The sequence below is a fragment of the Paenibacillus sp. J22TS3 genome, assembly GCF_018403205.1.
Taxonomy (GTDB): Bacteria; Bacillota; Bacilli; order Paenibacillales; family Paenibacillaceae; genus Fontibacillus; species Fontibacillus tuaregi.
Genome location: NZ_BOSF01000005.1, coordinates 306210 through 322394, shown reverse-complemented (window position 1 = coordinate 322394; position 16185 = coordinate 306210). Strand labels below are relative to the sequence as shown.

The following is a 16185-nucleotide window of genomic DNA, read 5'->3' as shown; positions in this document are numbered from 1 at the left end:
CGACATCATTCGTAAATGTGAGACAGAGAAGCTGTTAGGATCATCATCCGGCAGCTTCTTTTTTGGCTAAAAATAGCGTTACCTCAAAAATTGGCCGAAAGATCACTTTGTGGTTTCTCCAGCCTGTGAGCTCAAGGGATATATTTCTAGGTTACTACCTAACCAAGATCAGCAATAACCCCTGGAAGCGGTTCGCTCCAGGGTTATTATCTTGGTAATGAGGGATTACTATTTTATCTTAATTTTAAAGACATCCCCGGCCTTCCCGCCGAACACAATCAGACCGCCTTCAGGAAGGACAACCGACTTTTCGCCAGTGATGATTGACGAGCCTATCGTTGTTCCTGTTTTATCGTAAACGTTAAAACCTCCGTTTGTTGGGACCTCAACGGTCATGGTTTTGTTCGCGGTTTTCCGGTCGATCTTAAACCATCTCGCCTTGCCGTCTTCATGAATTATTGTGGTGGAAGAGTCCCCGCTATTCATCGGATGAACCGCATCCTCGCTAATGTAGGACATCCCGTCAATTGCTAAATATTCATTGCCTCTCACGGTATGGAAATTCAAGTCAAAAGTGTCTCGCCCAGCCGTACCAGGAATTTCAGTAACATTGACCGCTTTGTTCTTATCGATGATTTTTGTGCCAGAAGCGTAGCCATTCCGGACATCCAGCTTCACTTTCTTGTTTAAAACTTGAGGGGTCAGATAGAAAATGGACGTTATTTTTTCATCCAGAGCGTAGAATGTCTTACCATTTCGCTTCTCCCAAGCAGTTTTGACAGCGTGTTTAAGAGGGTTGGCTGCCAGTTTCTGATATTCATAATTAACCATAAATTCCCGGCCGATTCCAGCAAGATCTAGTGTTGCGTTAACCTTAAGGTACGTTTTGCCGTTGGATTGCCTGTCGAAGCTGATAGCGATGTTCCCCTCTTTATTTTTAAATTGCCCATCCTTCGTGTATACATAAGTTTGATCGGGGATCATGCCACCCAAGAGAGTGGGAAGTTTGATTTCACCGTTCTTGATACTGATATCCAGGGTTCCTCCTACGGTTCCATAAAGACCGGCGAACTTGAGCTGATCGGTTGGCATGTCGACCTTAACTGGAGTTTCAAAGACCCGGTCAGGCAGTAACTTTTTGATCGCGCCTTTCTCTTTTAAATATTCTAGAAGCACGTTGGAGGCAAAATTCGTATTAAAGCCCGAGCTTCCGCCTGAGGTTAGAACCGCTATCGAAATATGATGCTCCGGCAGTGAGGTCAGCGCGGCGTGGTACATAGTTGTATCCCCTCCTTTTGTCAATGCCTTAATTCCGTACTGATCAAAAGGAGCAAGGCTGACTGAATCCCAACCTAAGCCAAAATTAATGTTATTGGTTTCCTCAGGTACCCAGATCCCGTTTCGGTACTCGGGTTTTTGCATGGCCTCTGCTGATTTTTTCGATAAAACGGAAGGACAGTCACCCATTAACACCTCTCCAAACTTTGTCATTTCTTCCGTAGTCCCGTACAATCCGCCTGAACCAATCAAATTGGCATTTTCCACAGGCAGAGCCTGGTTAAAGCTTGGATGATAGGTTTTGGCCAATCGTTCTCTATCAAACGTGTCAAGAGGTGACTTGGTCGAGATTAGCTGCAGCGGCTTGCTAAGACGCTGTTCGATGAATTTGGAATAACTCAGACCGCTAACGTGTTCTACCAGAATTTCTAAAAGTTGAAATCCATCATTCGCATATACGGAATATTCACCTGGAGTCGACTTTAATGTCTCGGATTGCATACGCTGCAGTAATTTATCGTGGGCCCAGGTGTCATTGTCGGCGAACAGTATGGCATTGGCATAATGGGAGCCGTAAATGCCGGAAGAATGATTCATCAGCATCCGCACGGTGATGTCTTTATACCGCTTATCGGCCATGCGAAAATTTTTCACATATTTGTAATACGGCTGATCAATATCGACTTTTCCGTCATCGACCAGCATCATTACTGCAGCGGTAGAGTATACTTTACCAACCGAGCCCATCCCAAACATCGTGTCCTTTGTAACGGGTGAACCGGCCGCTTTATTGGATACCCCAGCGCCGCCTGATAAGACAATCGAACCCGAATCCATAATGGCGTATTGCACACCGGTTACTCCGTAATCCGATAACAATACGGAAGCGAGCTTCTGGGCTTTTTCCTGCACTGGATTCTTAGCAGTTTCAGCGGAAATTTGGGCTGTGGGCATGACGAGCAGCATGGCAGTCATGAACATGGGAATGACTTTTTTCAATTTGTTACGTCCTCCTTTGATCTTTTTGTGTAATCGGTCTTCCTGAACCGATCATACAAGAGAGGAAGATAAATTTAAGTTCATCGTTCTGAATCGAAAAAAAACAATCCCTCAACAACAAGCTGTCGAAGGGATTGCATGAATTAGAACGGCAGCATGACCATGTTATGAAACGTTCTCCGGTTCATCTCAATGGACATATGACCGCCATATTTGTCGCATATTTTGTTAATATTCGTCAAGCCCATGCCATGGAATTCAGGATTTGCTTTCTGGCTGCGCAGATCGGTCACTTCTTTGGACGTATGATTGAAAATATGGATGAAGAGGGCGGCATCTGTTGAGAATATTTTAATTAAAACGTATCTGTCCTCCGCGATATTCACTTGTTTGGAGGCTTCTATTGCATTATCGAGCATATTTCCAAGTACCACACATAGATCATAGCGATCAATAGCAAGCTCGGGGGAGAGCAGGGCAAGCTTGGTATCCATTCGGATGCCATTTGCTTGACCCACTGTGAGCGCATTGGTAATCAAAGCATCAATAACGAGATTACCTGTATTGACGCGCTGGTAGGCCCCTTCGACTTTTTGCAGAGTAGCATGTATATGCTTCACTGCTGCTTCCAACTCATTTTGCTTGATGCATTCCTCGATATAGAGAAAGTGCTGGTTGGTATCATGAATAATTCGTTTTATAGATTTAAAGCTGTGCACGGTTTTCTCATAGTTGGAGTCCTGATAGTCCATTTGCTGCTGCAGCTTGGCATTCTCATGTCTAAATTGAAATTTATCAATCATGGTATCGAATACAAAAATGATCAGTACATTGATAAAAAGAAAACCAATTGCCGAAATGAAAAAGTGAAATTTCATTTCCCCATGGCTGGGGAGCACATCAAGCTGGTATATGCTAAAAATAGGGACAATCATAAACAGGATATAATAGCGGTAATGTAAGGAAAAGCTTCTGCGTTTGGTGATAAGACGGATAATTTGGATCACAACAAACATGATTGCCAGACTAAGAAAAGTTGACTTGCTCAGAAGAAGTTGGTCATGTTCATTAGATAGGTCCAGGCTGGTGAAGTCAACGAAGTCTGTAACCCCCAAAATATAATTGGATATAAAATTTACAATAGATATCAACACGCCATATAGAATTATAAAGGTAATCTTTTCTTTCATCTCGACTCGATATGTCTGGGCCAAACTGATGATGAGCAGTAGAGCGATTACCGAAGACATCGTGAATGACATAGGAACTGCCCCGTAGATGTATCCCAGCACACCGTAAATCAGGAAATAAAGCACATCACTGCGCTTTGTCGCAGATCTGCCAAGGACCGAGTTAAAGAAATAGATGATTTGAACGAACATGACCAGTTCCGAAAATAGCACAATAAGCAATTTGCCCATTACCATATTACTTCGCCTTCGCAATCATAAATTTGGTGTAAACATCTTTAACTTCTTTCATTTTGGAGCGGCCAATGGGGAGTTCCATTCCGTTAGACATAAGTACTGCACCGCTGGCGAACTTCCGTACATGCAGCAAATTGATAACAATTGAACGATGAATTTGCAGAAAATTGCACCCTTTGAGCGCCAATGAGTAATCGGCAAGGATACCCTTACTCTCATAAGTAGCGTGTGTGGTAATAAAATTCAGTTTGCTTTTGATGGTCAGGCTCTTTGCCGCCTCGATGGCAATAACATCATCATGCTTTAACACCAATTCTTCATAACCAGACTTGATGATCATAAACTTTTTGTCGAGAGCTTGAAGGTATTGACACACCATGATGATTTTCTCTTCAAAGCGTTCTTGAGCAATAGGCTTGATTAAATATTGGAATGTCATGACATCGAAGCTGTCCACCATATATTCCGGGTAGCTTGTCAGAAACACAATTTGTTCATCCAGGTGGTTAAGACTCCGAATGTGTCTTGCCGTCTGGATTCCGTTCATCCCGTTCATCTCCACATCCAAAATTAAGATATGAAACGGTGTCCCATTACCTTCATAATACTTTACAAGCTCCTCGCCTGAGGTGAACAACTCCAGTTCAAACTCGATATTGGATTTAACGGACAAAGCAGTCAGATTGCCTCTGACCAGCTCCCGCTGATTGCCTTCGTCATCACAAATTGCTACGCGAAACATCAAATTCCACCTTTCAATTTCCATTGCTTCAAGTGTAGTACGGGATCTAGCCATCATACAAGATTTGTGGAGGTTAAGAGGCAATTTACACCAAAGAGGGAATAGGAATCCCTGAACGGTAGACAAAGTCCATAAATTTAATTTACATCATCATAAAATATGGATTAGATATAATAATTTATATAGATCAATCAGGTAAATTGTGGTAATATTACATCTGATGTAAATTTTGAAGAAGTGAGACTAAATAACCTTTATTTTAAGAAGGAAAAGATTTGTACTCCCGATGATACACTATAACTATAAAGAGACCTTTTAACTGGTGAGTGAACATGATCTACATAATTAACATATAAGGAGCAGTTTGCAGCCGCAACTGCTCCTTATTTCTAAGAGAGACGAACACCGTTATCCATCAAGTCACTATTTGAAGGAGGTGAATGTATTGGAAACTTTATTCCTGGTCTTGTTTCTAATAGGACTTGTGTTCGCTGTATTATCTATATTTGTAGGTGACATTTTCCATCTTCATGTTGACGTTAGTGGCGGGCATTTCCCTTATTTATCACCAACTACGATTGCTGCATTTATTACTGTATTTGGCGGGTTAGGTTATTTTCTTACTATAAATACGTCCTTATCACAAGTCCTCATTTCGGCAATATCTGTTTTTGCCGCAATCGTGGTTTCGGCCTGTATGTTCTTCTTTATTGTCGTTCCTCTTCAAGCTGCTCACAAATCGACCGCTAGGTCTGCTAAAGACTTAATTGGTAAAAGCGCTGTAGTCATTTCGCCAATCACTGGGGATTCCAGGGGTGAAATTGTATATGAACAAGGCGGAACAAGGCTTAGCGCACCAGCAAGATCAAATAGTGGCGAAATGATCTACAAGGGAGAAACGGTGATTGTTTTAGATGAAGCAGCAGGCACATTTCTCGTAGCAAAATTATAATCAAAAGTAGGGGGTAAAGCATGAATTTGGATTGGACTATTCTTGTTCCTGTTGGCGTTGTGGTTGTATTAATTTTGTTGGGGATTGTGTTTGCTACAAGATATCGGACTGTTAAAGCGGATGAAGCTATGATCATTACGGGGGCAATGACGGGAGAGGGGCCAAAAATAGTCAAGGCAGGGGGCTCTTTTGTATGGCCAGTCATTCAAAATGCGGATTTCTTATCTTTGCAGGTGCAAACGCTTGATATTAAAACGCCTGAGGTGTATACCGTAAAAGGTGTGCCAGTAATCGTGGACGGCGTAGCACAAGTCAAGATCAAGGGCGATATTGAATCGATTTCAACGGCGGCTGAACAGTTTCTTGGCAAACCGGCTACCGAACTTCAGAACATTTGCACACAAACCTTGGAAGGGCATCTAAGAGCCATACTGGGTACGATGTCTGTTGAAGACGTTTACAAAAACAGGGATGAATTTGCGAGACAAGTCCAGGAGATCGCAGCCGATGACCTTAATAAAATGGGTTTCCAAATCGTATCCTTTACGATTCGGGATGTGCGGGATCGTCAAGGTTACTTGGATGCTCTGGGTCAAGCCGAAATTGCAAGAGTCAAGAAAGACGCTGAAGTTGCCAAAGCGGAAAACCAGCGTGAAGAGTTAATCAAAAAGTCCCAAGCGATTCAAGAAGGGAAAATTGCTGAGTTCGAGGCGGCAACTAAAATTGCCGAAGCTGAGAAGGAAATGGAGATTAGAAGGGCTGACTTCAAAATAGAATCCGACCTGAAAAAGGCCGAGGCTGACATTGCTTATAAGCTGCAAGAGGCAAAGTCCTTACAAGCCGTGACAGAAGAACAAATGAATATCAAGCTTATCGAGAAGGGTAAACAAATTGAACTGGATACCCGGGAGATTGACCGGAGAAAGAAAGAGCTTGAAGCAACGGTAATGAACCAAGCCGATGCTGACCGTTATGCGGTGGAACAAGGGGCCAAAGCCGAGCGGTTTAAGACTGAACAAAAAGCTGCAGCCGAAGCAGAAGCTATCAAAATTGAAGGTTTAGCCGAGGCTGAGGTCGCTAAAGCCAAAGGCCTTGCTGAAGCCGAGGCCAAGGAAGCACTGGCTGACGCCATGAAGAAATACGGCGAGGCCGCTATGCTTGAAATGTTGTATGCTGTATTACCGGACGTTGCCCGTGCTGTTGCAGAACCACTAGCTAAGACAGAGAAAATTGTTATTGTTGATTCCGGGGCTGGTGAAGGTGGAGGGGCAAGTAAGGTCACTGGTTACGTAACTGACATCATGGCTAAGCTTCCGGAGACCATGCAGGCGTTAGCTGGAGCGGATATTACCCAGATCATCCGCAATATCTCTTCACCTAAAGAACCTTCTCCCATTGAAAAAGAACCCGTAGTAGCTCAAGGCGTTGAATCCAGCACTTATTAACGGGGCAGTATAATTAAATTCTTAGGAGCAGTTTGCAGCCGCAACTGCTTCTTTTTTTGTAAGGGACTTGTATAGTACGTGTCAATAAGACCCAGCTATTGCAAGATGAGCTTTGGCTGGGTCAGACCGGAGCAAATTCCAAGCGAACAATCGGAATAGAGATTCATAAGAAGATCCTAAGGCCCGGCAGGTTGGTTTGGTAGCTGTTAGAATCAGCGTTTGACCCACGCTTGTCTAAGGTCTATCTCCTCAATGCATTCAGAGGTATCGTGCCTGTTGTTGTCAATCAGCGGTGTTACCGCATAAGCATCCATTTCTTCCGCGGAGTGGGGCCTCAGGATCGGATTAAGCAATTCCAGATCGTTCGTACTCTCATCGAGCCAGAGGGCCATGTCTTCCTGGGATAAAATCGCTGGCATTCTGCTCTCAAATTCGTCGATCAGCGGATTCGCTTCCGTCATGACCAAGGTGCAGGTACGAAGCGGTTCCCCGCGGGTATCCTGCCATATTTCGAATAAACCGGCTACTCCGAACATGCTGCGGTCTTTCATAACTACCCGCACGGGGTAGGTCTTCTTGCCGTCTTGCTTCCAATAGTACAACCCGTTGCACGGGATTACACACCGCTGCTTCTCTACCATTCTCCGGTAGGTCTTATTTTGATGAACATTTCTTAGATCTGCGTTTACCGCATCTTTTCCCCAGTAAGGGATGAATCCCCAGCGGAACTCGTCCAGAATTCGCTCCCCGTTCTGCTGCAGCACCACAGGGATATTCTGTGTTGGGCTGATGTTGTAGCGGTTCCTATAATAGAACATCACCCGTTCGATTTGAAAATGCTCTTGTAACTCAGGCAGCTCAGCTGCCATAGAAAAACGTCTGCACATGAAATCTTAGCCTCCCTTTATTTCATATTGTTTGCCAGGGAAGGAAAGTTATTCATGAACGGGTAGTGAAATGATACAACTTAAATATTAATATACTTAAGAATTTTATCTTTAAACCGATAAATTATAAGAGCTTTCATCAGAAAAAGGGGGTATTTTATTCGATCATTATATTTTATAAGACAAAATGAACTGTTTATCTGCTCATCTACAGATCAAGGTTTTGTATTATTTAAGAAAAAGCAACATGCATTGTTTACACATTATTTGAGGCAAGGTAGGGATTCCACAACAATGATTAAATCAGCCAAAGTTAAACGAGCATTAAAAATTATGTTAGTAAGCCTAACGGTAACTACCTCTTGCCTAGGCTGTTTGGGTATAGGATTAAACTCAGTAAACGCAGCATCCACCCCAAACAATGAAAATTTCGACAATATTGATACAGGCCCAGGTATTACAGCCCCTCAACTCATTGGAGATTGGAGCTTTAGCACAGTCAGTACGTCCGGAGGAACTCCAAGAACTCAAGTAAAACAGCTAGCTCCTAATACAACTAATGATTTACTCTTTCTAGGAACCTATCAAGCCGGAGCAAACGAATATGGCCGAGTTCAATCTAAAGCTGGAGCTTTTAAGCTTATGTCATTTAATATGATTGAGCGTAATTCTACAGCTAATCAATATACAATTAAGGGATATCTTGGTGGTATGGAAGTGAACGGGGCAGCGTTGATAGTATCGCCTTTATCTGGGGCTTTTTATAATGTAGACTTTTCCTCTAATGTTTCTTGGCAAAACATCGATGAGTTTAGAATCTTTGCGAATGATACAGTAAAGCTGGAGATTGATGATCTTACCGTGGTTGATCCAGTAATTTCTACGCCAACCAACGCAGCCGTGCCGAGCATCGACACACAGCCAGTTGACCAGACCGTGAGCGTAGGAGACAGTGCTTCCTTAAGCGTAGCTGCCAGCGGCGGAGCGTCACTGAGCTACCAGTGGTACAGCAACACGACGAACAGCACAGCCGGGGGAACGATGATCCCTGGGGCAACGAGTGCAACCTATGCCGCGCCAACCGCTGCAACCGGAACGACCTATTACTATTGCGTCGTGACGAACACGGACTCCAGTGCGACGGGCCAGCAGACCGCATCTGCAACCAGCAGCGTAGCCAAGGTTCAGGTCAAAGCGGACACCGCGCCGCAGCTTAGAACTACGGTAACCACGGTATCAAGCTCACCCAATCCATCAAAGCCAGATCAAATGGTGCAGATTAAGGTGCTGATCGAATCCAACCCGAAGACCTCCGGCGATGTTCACGGCACAGTTATTCTTAAGGACGGCACTACGAAACTCGCCGAACTTACAGTGAAGCCGCATGGTGTATCAAATGGATACACCTTTGTGGATTACTTTACCAGCGATCTGACAGTGGGGAATCATCCGTTGACCGCTGAGTATAGCGGAGACACATTATTTGCTTCGAGTAAAACTGCTGAGCCGTACATTCATGTTGTAGGTGAGGGTAGTTTGCCGACACCGACACCGACGCCAACGCCGACACCGACGCCAACGCCGACACCGACGCCAACGCCGACACCAACACCAACACCAACACCAACACCAGTACCAACGCCAACCGACCCAGAGAGCACTCCGGTACCGGAAGACGCGATTTACAAAAAGGGTGTGTTTAACGCTGGTTCTAGTGTTACAAAGGCTCTAGAAACTAAGGTCAACGAAGCTCTTAAACATCAGGAGACCTTATTCATCCCCGTAGACATTAAAAATCATTGGGCCGAGCAAACCATTGATATCTTTGCGAAGCTTAACATTATTAAAGGCTACGAGGATAAGACGATTCGTCCGAATCAAAACATGTCCAGAGGGGAGTTCGTTGCGATTCTCTCCCGCATCTTTGACGTTAGTGGAACGAAGCAGGCGGCATTGAAAGATGTAAAGGGACATTGGGCGGAGGATGCTATCGTCCGGTTTGTACAAGCAGGTATACTAAGTGGAAACGGCGATGGAACATTCAAGCCGAATAAGGCGGTTACACGCGAAGAGATGACGTTGATCTTATCGCGAATCGTTGACCTTCAAGAAGTAACTCAAAGTCAGGATAGTGCGATTTCTGATCCGATTCAACTGGCGGCAAAAGCAGGAATAATTCAGGGGAGCGGAGACGGAGCACTGAACCCGAATGGAACTGCCTCAAGGGCAGAAGCACTGCAGCTAATTCTTAACACACTAAAACTTAACTCCAAAGTAAAGACAATGCTGGAACTGCTGTAATCAAGAACAAAGAGCGCCTCATTTCCGTGGGGCGCTCTATTTGTGCTTACCAGATAATAGGGATCAGCTAATTTTTTGTTAAATACGTGTGTAAAGATAGACCATGAGCGTTAATCTCTCATCATAGGTGCAAATGAAACAAGGGAAAGTCCGGTCTTGTTATACCCAAGCAATTGGCATATTGCCTTACTTTATACTGGAGATCGGAATGAAGTTTAATTTTTTAAGCGATCCCTGCTGGAAAGCAGCGCTCTGAACATAGTCAATGAACGCTTTGACATCACCTGTAGGAGTGCCTTTGGTCATATAATAGTCGTAACCCCAAACCGGATAGGTTTTGTTGATCACATTGTCGACCGTCGGTGCGACACCGTTGAATTCGATGGCATTGACATCACTCTTAACCAAAGCCAAGTCCGTATATCCAATAGCGTTCGGAGTAGAGCTTACGGTAGTATACATTTCACTGTTGGATTTAACCTCTTTGTAGTTTGGATTTCTCATCCTGAAAATAGTTTATTTTAGCTCAAGCATAAGACAAGTTATTGCAATTTGTATTTGAATCGTTTATTATGGACATCATAAGTCCGTAATAGACACACAACGAAGGAGGCGTGTAGATTGCAGTTCTCCAAAAGCACAGATTACGCCCTTCACGCATTAATTCACTTAGGCCTCTCGGAGAGCCGCAGCAATGTTGGGATTAAGGAATTAGCAGCGACACTTGGCGTTTCGGAGAGCTATTTATCCAAAATTATGTCCAAGCTGAGACAGGATGGTATCGTCCGTGCTGTTCCGGGGGTCAACGGGGGTTACGAGCTGGCACGGCCAGCCGAACAGATTACTTTTCTTGATGTTATTCAAGTGATTGAAGGAAGACAGCAGCTGTTCGAATGCTCGAATTTGGGCTCTAAGCAGCACCAGTTGTTAGCTGAGGAAGGAGCTTTACAGCCGGGACAGGATCGTCCAAGCGAATGTCTGGTAGAGAGGGTAATGCTCGGTGCGGAGCAGCATCTGCACCAATACTTGCGGGAACATACGATCCAGACGGTATTGAATAAGGCGGCTAACAAAAAACAATGCAGCCATCATGAACACAAGAAGTGATACACTTCTTGCAGTTCAATTATGGATATCTTAGATCTATGGAGGAATAGGAAATGTTGAAAAACCAGCTTTTAGATGTGTTGATTATTGGTGGAGGACCGGCTGGGCTAAATGCGGCTCTAATGCTGGGACGGGCCAGGAAACATGTAGTAGTGATTGATGATAGCCGCGCCAGGAACGCTGTGACTCGCGAGACTCATGGGTTTCTGACCCGCGATGGCGTAAGCCCAAGTGAATTTCGGCGAATTGCGAAGGCAGAGATTAATGCCTATCCTTCGGTGTCCTTTGTCACCGACACAGCCATTTCGGTTACTGGCACGGACGGTGATTTTCAAGTTACGACCGCTGGTGGTAACACCTTTGCCAGCAGGAAGCTGTTGTTTGCCATTGGAATGAAGGATCAACCGCTGGGTATCCCTGGCCTGGCTGAGGTATATGGAAAAAGCGCCTATGTATGCCCCTATTGCGATGGCTGGGAATTAAGAGATCAGCCGCTTGTTATCCTTCACAAGGGAGCCGATCTTATGCATTTTGCCCCATTGATCTCCGGATGGACGAGTCAATTAACGGTTTGCACGAACGGCCCTGATGAGCTGACGGACGCTCAGCGTGAGGAAATCCGGGGGCATCAGATACCTATCTTCGAATCGCCGATAAGGTCCATTGACTCTTTAGACGGAATTGTACGGCAGGTCGTTCTTGAAGACGGGACAGCTATTTCATGCAGAGGGATCTTTTTTAAACCGGAGCTGGTCACAGGTTCGGACTTGCCACGGGAAATTGGCTGCGATATTACGGACGCAGGAACCATTGTGGTTGATGAGTTCGGGAAAACAAGCGTGCCAGGTGTCTATAGCGCAGGAGATGCAGCATCACGAATGCAGCAGGCCATTGCTGCAGCCGCGATGGGGGCGTTTACCGCTGCGGCTATGAACAATGAATTGAATTTGGAAGCCTGGAAGAGAAACGGGTGAAGCCTTCTTAGCGAGGCTGCCCATGAACTTCGGTCACAATAAATTAGAATGGGAAGAGAGGGATAGTTATCAACGACTTTTTTAATGAGGCCATGTGGGAGAAGGCGTGGAAAGACCATGGCGATACCCTTGTGAACAACATGAAAAAGGCCGGGATCGAACCGGCTAGAGCTTTTGATCAGAAGGCAAAATCTTTTAATGAGCAATCATTTAATGAGGAGGGGAGAAAACGGTCAACACGGATCTTGAACTGGATAGAAGGACAAGGAGTCCAATTCGAGAACGTCTCTGTGTTGGATATTGGCGCCGCCTCGGGAGTATTCACCGTACCTTTTGCGGAGCGGGGGGCCAGTGTTATTGCCGTGGAGTCATCCCCTCTGTTGGTCGAATTACTGAAGGATAACATCGCAACATTTGCCGAAGATAAGGTGAAGATTGTACACGAACCCTTCGAGAATATTGATGTTAAGGCGAGAGGCTGGAGCCAGGCCTTTGATCTTGTTTTTGTCTCGATGTGCCCGGTCATTTATGATTGGGAGAGCGTAGAAAAAATACTCTCATGTGCGAGGAAGTATTGTTACATCAGCATGCCAGCAGGTTCTACAGAGATCAGTCTATTAACTGAAATCTGGCCGCTTGTTACCGGAAAGCCCTTTAGCGTAAAACATACGGAAATGGGATATTTGCTCCATCTCCTGTATCTCAAAGGTTATTCCTATGAGTCGCTTGTAACTAGGGAGACGAAAACGACGGAGCTGTCAAGAGAAGCGGCTTTAGAGGAGGTAATGACCTGGCTTCGTATTCACAGACAGGCTCCGGACGAGCGGATACGGAAATTGGTTGCAGACTATCTGGATCAAACCTATCCATCAGGCAAAGTAGTCGTCCATCAGAGCGGCCGTTATGGCAAGGTGCTGGTTCGATTGCAGGATCAGCAAATGTACACGAGAGAACGTTGAGTATTAATATTACGACAAGCTTCATCTTACCTATAAAAGATGAGGCTTTTGCATATTCAATATTTTGCATATAAACACGATTTGCCCTAAATCATCGGAATGGCCGTCTTAGTCAGCACACAATTGTAATTTTCTTCTAGTTACAGCGTATATCGGGGGAAGGTACTATAATAGTTGTCCATCCTCAGATAGAGCAAGCAAGACAAGAGCCGAATCCGACTTGAGAATAAATTGAAGTTAAAGGAGGGTTATCTATATGAAATCGTCTGACCGCATTAAAATCCCGTTAGGATTTTGGACAGGACTTCAGCAACTAGGGATTGCTCCCTACGACGTAGCCCGCCAAGCGGAACTGCCGCTCACCATAATTAGTGATCCGGTTGTCAACTCAGTTGAATATTTTGCGATTTGGCAGGCTTATAACGATCTCATAGGTGACACGGCCAAAGGTATCACCGGACTTGTACAAGCTATTGAATCAGCACAGTACCCACCGGCTATCCTAGCGACTTATCATGCTCGTGATTACCGCGAGGCCTTGAACCGAATGGTTCGGTACAAGCAAATGTGCCCGCCCGAGAGCTTACGAATTACAGAGAGAGGCGAGGACTGTACAATCGAGCTGGCATGGGTTCAAGCCGAGCAGGCCGGTCCCCCGATACTGGTTGGCATCACGCTGGCGTGTCTATTAGAGCTTGGACGACGGGGTACAGGCCAACCTTTGAAGGCACGGTCAGTCGAATTTTCAAGTTCCATGGGTGATGTGCAGGCCCTCGAAGCTTATTTTGGCTGCAGTGTCAAGACGGGTGCCCAATGTAACTGTTTGACGCTGAACCGAAGTGATCTGGACCATCCCTTTGTCTCGTACAATGAAGAGTTGCTGGAGATCCTGACTCCTGCTCTTGACGATTCGCTTGATGAGCAGCGGCGCAGCCGCTCAACTGCCGATATGGTTAAGTGGATTATGAAACGCAGCCTTACAGGCGGCCGGCCCGATATTCAAGCTATCGCCAAGGAGCTCGGGATGAGCGGCCGAACTTTGCAGCGTCGGCTTACTGAGGAGAATACCAGCTTCAAGCAGCTGTTGTCACAAGTAAGGCATGAGCAGGCGAGGCAGTACTTGTCAGATCCCATCCTTGATATTAAAGAGGTGGCTTTCCTGGTAGGGTATGAAGACCAGAACTCTTTCTACCGTGCTTTCCGCCTCTGGGAAGGGGACACTCCTTCAAATTGGCGCACTGAACATTTAGTTGCAAACTCGAGGCCAGAAGCACGGATGGGATGAAGGATATTCACGAATTCTCAACCTTATCCTCTGCGGATCCTTATACTTAGCAAGTTGTACCCCATATCGATTGGCGTGTTTCACAAGAACTTTGACGTCATGGGCTAGTTACTGAATCATCCTGACAAGTTACGATAATCTCTATCCGGAGAACAAGGATCATACTTAGCTTGGAAGAGGAGAAATGCAGGATGGATATGGGATTAAACAATAAAACAGCCTTAGTTACAGGATCGACGAAAGGTATAGGCAAGGCCATTGCCATTGAACTCGCCAAAGAAGGCGTGAATGTACTCATTAATGGACGGAATTATGATGACGTTGAGCGAACGGTAAATGAAATCAAATCAGACTTCCCAGATACCTTTCCACAAAACGCCGCAGCCGATCTGGTGAATATCGAGCAAAGAGAAGCTTTATTTGAAAAATTCCCTCATGTTGATATTCTAGTGAACAATATGGGGATCTATGAAATCATGCACTATGAGGACGTTACCGATGAAATATGGGAGACCTACTTCCGTACGAATGTTCTTGCCGCAAACGGGTTATGCAAATTTTATTTGCCCAAAATGTTGAACTCGGATTATGGGCGGATTATCTTTATTGCGAGTGAAGAAGCAATTATGCCTTCAGGTCAAATGCCTCAGTATTGCATGACAAAATCAGCGTTATTATCCTTATCAAAGAGCTTATCTAAATTAACCAAGGGAACCGGGGTTACCGTAAATACGATCATGCCGGGACCAACTCTCTCTGAAAATGTACAGCAAATTATTGAGAGTGTATATCCCGATGAGAATATGACTTTTTCGCAAAAAGAGAAGGATTTTATGGCTGCGAACCTGCCTCAATCTGAGATCCAGCGATTTATCAAGCCTATTGAAATAGGCAGGCTTGCTGCGTTTGTATGCAGCCCTTATGCATCGGCATTTAAAGGTTCACCAATCCGCATGGATGGGGGAATGGTTCCGACGATTTTTTAACATGCCTTTGCGAAAGGAATTAAGCATTTCAAACCTGGAAATAATTCAGGAAAAGTACAGGGACACCTTAGTGTTAAGGTGTCCCTGTACTATGAGAGATACTTAGATGCCTTACAAGCCGGATTTACTTTTGGCTAATTTGGGTTTGGGCTGCCGTGGAAGAACTTGAATTCTTACCAATTCCCATTTGGTTCAGGTATTTGCCTAGGCCGCCAGAGCCCGATTTGGTAAAGTTCTGTACCTGATTCATAAGCTTCTGCCTGGATTCCGGGTTTCTCATCAAATAGGCGGCGCCTGCTGCTGCTGCAGCAAACATCAGTTTCTTGTTCATGGTTGGACACTCCTTTATGTTAAGACTAATGACCTGTGTATGTAATGAACTTTACCCGCTCCTATGGGATTTAAACATGGCAGCACTCCAATTAGGATGAACCCTATGATAAGCCCTATTGTGTATGAAAGCGGGAGAAGAAGGGTATATAACAAGAGAGATATTATAATCCAGAGGGGAGCCATGTGAAATGAGAGACACGGTTCAAGAGGGCAATGCCTTTGTAATTAAAGAGAACGGCAGCGTGATCGCCGAGGTTACTTTTCAGCCTGCGGGTGACCATACGATTGTTATTGATCATACCTATGTCGCAGAAGAAATGCGGGGGCAGAAGCTCGCTGAGGATTTAATCCGAAAAGTCGTGGAGCATGCCCGGGAGAGTAATCAGAAAATTATCCCTGCTTGTTCATATGCCGATGCTCAATTCCGGCGACACAAGGAATATCAGGACGTCTGGCAGAAAGCATAGAAGATTTCAAATCATAAACCGAAGTGGTATAATTTAGATTCTG

Annotated in this window: 15 protein-coding genes; 9 read left to right on the top strand and 6 right to left on the bottom strand. The window is 45.0% G+C overall.

Features of this window, described 5'->3' with window-relative positions:
* Nucleotides 1-228: 228 nt before the first annotated feature.
* From KJS63_RS17685 to KJS63_RS17675, 3 genes are all read right to left on the bottom strand, one after another.
* A complete protein-coding gene (locus KJS63_RS17685) occupies nucleotides 229-2277 on the bottom strand; it encodes a serine hydrolase domain-containing protein (RefSeq protein ID WP_213620321.1) in 2049 nt (682 codons plus the stop codon).
* Between the two features lie 143 nt (nucleotides 2278-2420).
* Nucleotides 2421-3704: an ATP-binding protein gene (locus tag KJS63_RS17680; RefSeq protein ID WP_213620320.1), complete on the bottom strand. Its 1284-nt coding sequence runs from the start codon at nucleotides 3702-3704 to the stop codon at nucleotides 2421-2423.
* 1 nt (nucleotide 3705) lies between these two features.
* Nucleotides 3706-4446, bottom strand: coding sequence for a LytR/AlgR family response regulator transcription factor (locus KJS63_RS17675; protein ID WP_213620319.1), 741 nt, complete (start codon nucleotides 4444-4446; stop codon nucleotides 3706-3708).
* Nucleotides 4447-4891: 445 nt separating this feature from the next.
* Here KJS63_RS17675 and KJS63_RS17670 point away from each other — a divergent pair, with 445 nt between their 5' ends.
* Both KJS63_RS17670 and KJS63_RS17665 read left to right on the top strand, forming a co-directional pair.
* Nucleotides 4892-5398, top strand: a complete 507-nt coding sequence (locus KJS63_RS17670; protein WP_213620318.1) for an NfeD family membrane protein — start codon at nucleotides 4892-4894, stop codon at nucleotides 5396-5398.
* Nucleotides 5399-5418: 20 nt separating this feature from the next.
* Entirely contained in the window at nucleotides 5419-6843 is a 1425-nt protein-coding gene (locus KJS63_RS17665) for a flotillin family protein (RefSeq protein WP_244862666.1), read from the top strand.
* Nucleotides 6844-7055: 212 nt separating this feature from the next.
* Here KJS63_RS17665 and KJS63_RS17660 read toward each other — a convergent pair whose 3' ends face one another.
* Nucleotides 7056-7730: an SOS response-associated peptidase gene (locus KJS63_RS17660; protein ID WP_213620317.1), complete on the bottom strand. Its 675-nt coding sequence runs from the start codon at nucleotides 7728-7730 to the stop codon at nucleotides 7056-7058.
* Nucleotides 7731-8372: 642 nt separating this feature from the next.
* Between KJS63_RS17660 and KJS63_RS17655 the strand changes: the two genes are divergently transcribed.
* Nucleotides 8373-10031, top strand: coding sequence for an S-layer homology domain-containing protein (locus KJS63_RS17655; RefSeq protein ID WP_213620316.1), 1659 nt, complete (start codon nucleotides 8373-8375; stop codon nucleotides 10029-10031).
* A 186-nt stretch (nucleotides 10032-10217) separates the two neighbouring features.
* Here KJS63_RS17655 and KJS63_RS17650 read toward each other — a convergent pair whose 3' ends face one another.
* On the bottom strand, nucleotides 10218-10445 hold the full coding sequence (locus KJS63_RS17650) for a type 2 periplasmic-binding domain-containing protein (RefSeq protein WP_213620315.1): 228 nt from the start codon (nucleotides 10443-10445) through the stop codon (nucleotides 10218-10220).
* 207 nt (nucleotides 10446-10652) lie between these two features.
* Here KJS63_RS17650 and KJS63_RS17645 point away from each other — a divergent pair, with 207 nt between their 5' ends.
* The 5 genes from KJS63_RS17645 to KJS63_RS17625 all read left to right on the top strand — a co-directional run bounded on the left by KJS63_RS17645 (nucleotide 10653) and on the right by KJS63_RS17625 (nucleotide 15342).
* Nucleotides 10653-11138, top strand: a complete 486-nt coding sequence (locus tag KJS63_RS17645) for an RrF2 family transcriptional regulator (RefSeq protein ID WP_213620314.1) — start codon at nucleotides 10653-10655, stop codon at nucleotides 11136-11138.
* Between the two features lie 56 nt (nucleotides 11139-11194).
* Nucleotides 11195-12112, top strand: coding sequence for an NAD(P)/FAD-dependent oxidoreductase (locus KJS63_RS17640; RefSeq protein WP_213620463.1), 918 nt, complete (start codon nucleotides 11195-11197; stop codon nucleotides 12110-12112).
* A 68-nt stretch (nucleotides 12113-12180) separates the two neighbouring features.
* The gene (locus tag KJS63_RS17635; RefSeq protein ID WP_244862674.1) at nucleotides 12181-13071 is read left to right on the top strand and encodes a class I SAM-dependent methyltransferase; all 891 of its coding nucleotides are present in this window, start codon (nucleotides 12181-12183) and stop codon (nucleotides 13069-13071) included.
* A 256-nt stretch (nucleotides 13072-13327) separates the two neighbouring features.
* Complete coding sequence (locus KJS63_RS17630) at nucleotides 13328-14356, top strand: AraC family transcriptional regulator (protein ID WP_213620312.1); 1029 nt, start codon at nucleotides 13328-13330, stop codon at nucleotides 14354-14356.
* Between the two features lie 191 nt (nucleotides 14357-14547).
* Complete coding sequence (locus KJS63_RS17625) at nucleotides 14548-15342, top strand: SDR family NAD(P)-dependent oxidoreductase (protein ID WP_213620311.1); 795 nt, start codon at nucleotides 14548-14550, stop codon at nucleotides 15340-15342.
* 124 nt (nucleotides 15343-15466) lie between these two features.
* Here the strand turns inward: KJS63_RS17625 and KJS63_RS17620 are convergent, their stop codons facing one another.
* Nucleotides 15467-15673 carry a hypothetical protein gene (locus KJS63_RS17620; protein ID WP_068618190.1) on the bottom strand — a complete coding sequence of 69 codons (207 nt, stop codon included), beginning with the start codon at nucleotides 15671-15673 and terminating at the stop codon, nucleotides 15467-15469.
* Between the two features lie 190 nt (nucleotides 15674-15863).
* On the opposite strand from KJS63_RS17620, the gene KJS63_RS17615 reads away from it, so the two are divergent.
* The gene (locus KJS63_RS17615; protein WP_213620310.1) at nucleotides 15864-16142 is read left to right on the top strand and encodes a GNAT family N-acetyltransferase; all 279 of its coding nucleotides are present in this window, start codon (nucleotides 15864-15866) and stop codon (nucleotides 16140-16142) included.
* The last annotated feature ends 43 nt before the right edge of the window (nucleotides 16143-16185 follow it).

What these genes read in the sequence shown, in the direction of transcription:
- KJS63_RS17680 (WP_213620320.1), bottom strand. Translation starts at nt 3,704, where the DNA reads ATGGTAATGGGCAAATTGCTTATTGTGCTATTTTCGGAACTGGTCATG.
- KJS63_RS17675 (WP_213620319.1), bottom strand. Translation starts at nt 4,446, where the DNA reads ATGTTTCGCGTAGCAATTTGTGATGACGAAGGCAATCAGCGGGAGCTG.
- KJS63_RS17665 (WP_244862666.1), top strand. Translation starts at nt 5,419, where the DNA reads ATGAATTTGGATTGGACTATTCTTGTTCCTGTTGGCGTTGTGGTTGTA.
- KJS63_RS17660 (WP_213620317.1), bottom strand. Translation starts at nt 7,730, where the DNA reads ATGTGCAGACGTTTTTCTATGGCAGCTGAGCTGCCTGAGTTACAAGAG.
- KJS63_RS17655 (WP_213620316.1), top strand. Translation starts at nt 8,373, where the DNA reads ATGTCATTTAATATGATTGAGCGTAATTCTACAGCTAATCAATATACA.
- KJS63_RS17630 (WP_213620312.1), top strand. Translation starts at nt 13,328, where the DNA reads ATGAAATCGTCTGACCGCATTAAAATCCCGTTAGGATTTTGGACAGGA.
- KJS63_RS17625 (WP_213620311.1), top strand. Translation starts at nt 14,548, where the DNA reads ATGGATATGGGATTAAACAATAAAACAGCCTTAGTTACAGGATCGACG.
- KJS63_RS17620 (WP_068618190.1), bottom strand. Translation starts at nt 15,673, where the DNA reads ATGAACAAGAAACTGATGTTTGCTGCAGCAGCAGCAGGCGCCGCCTAT.
- KJS63_RS17615 (WP_213620310.1), top strand. Translation starts at nt 15,864, where the DNA reads ATGAGAGACACGGTTCAAGAGGGCAATGCCTTTGTAATTAAAGAGAAC.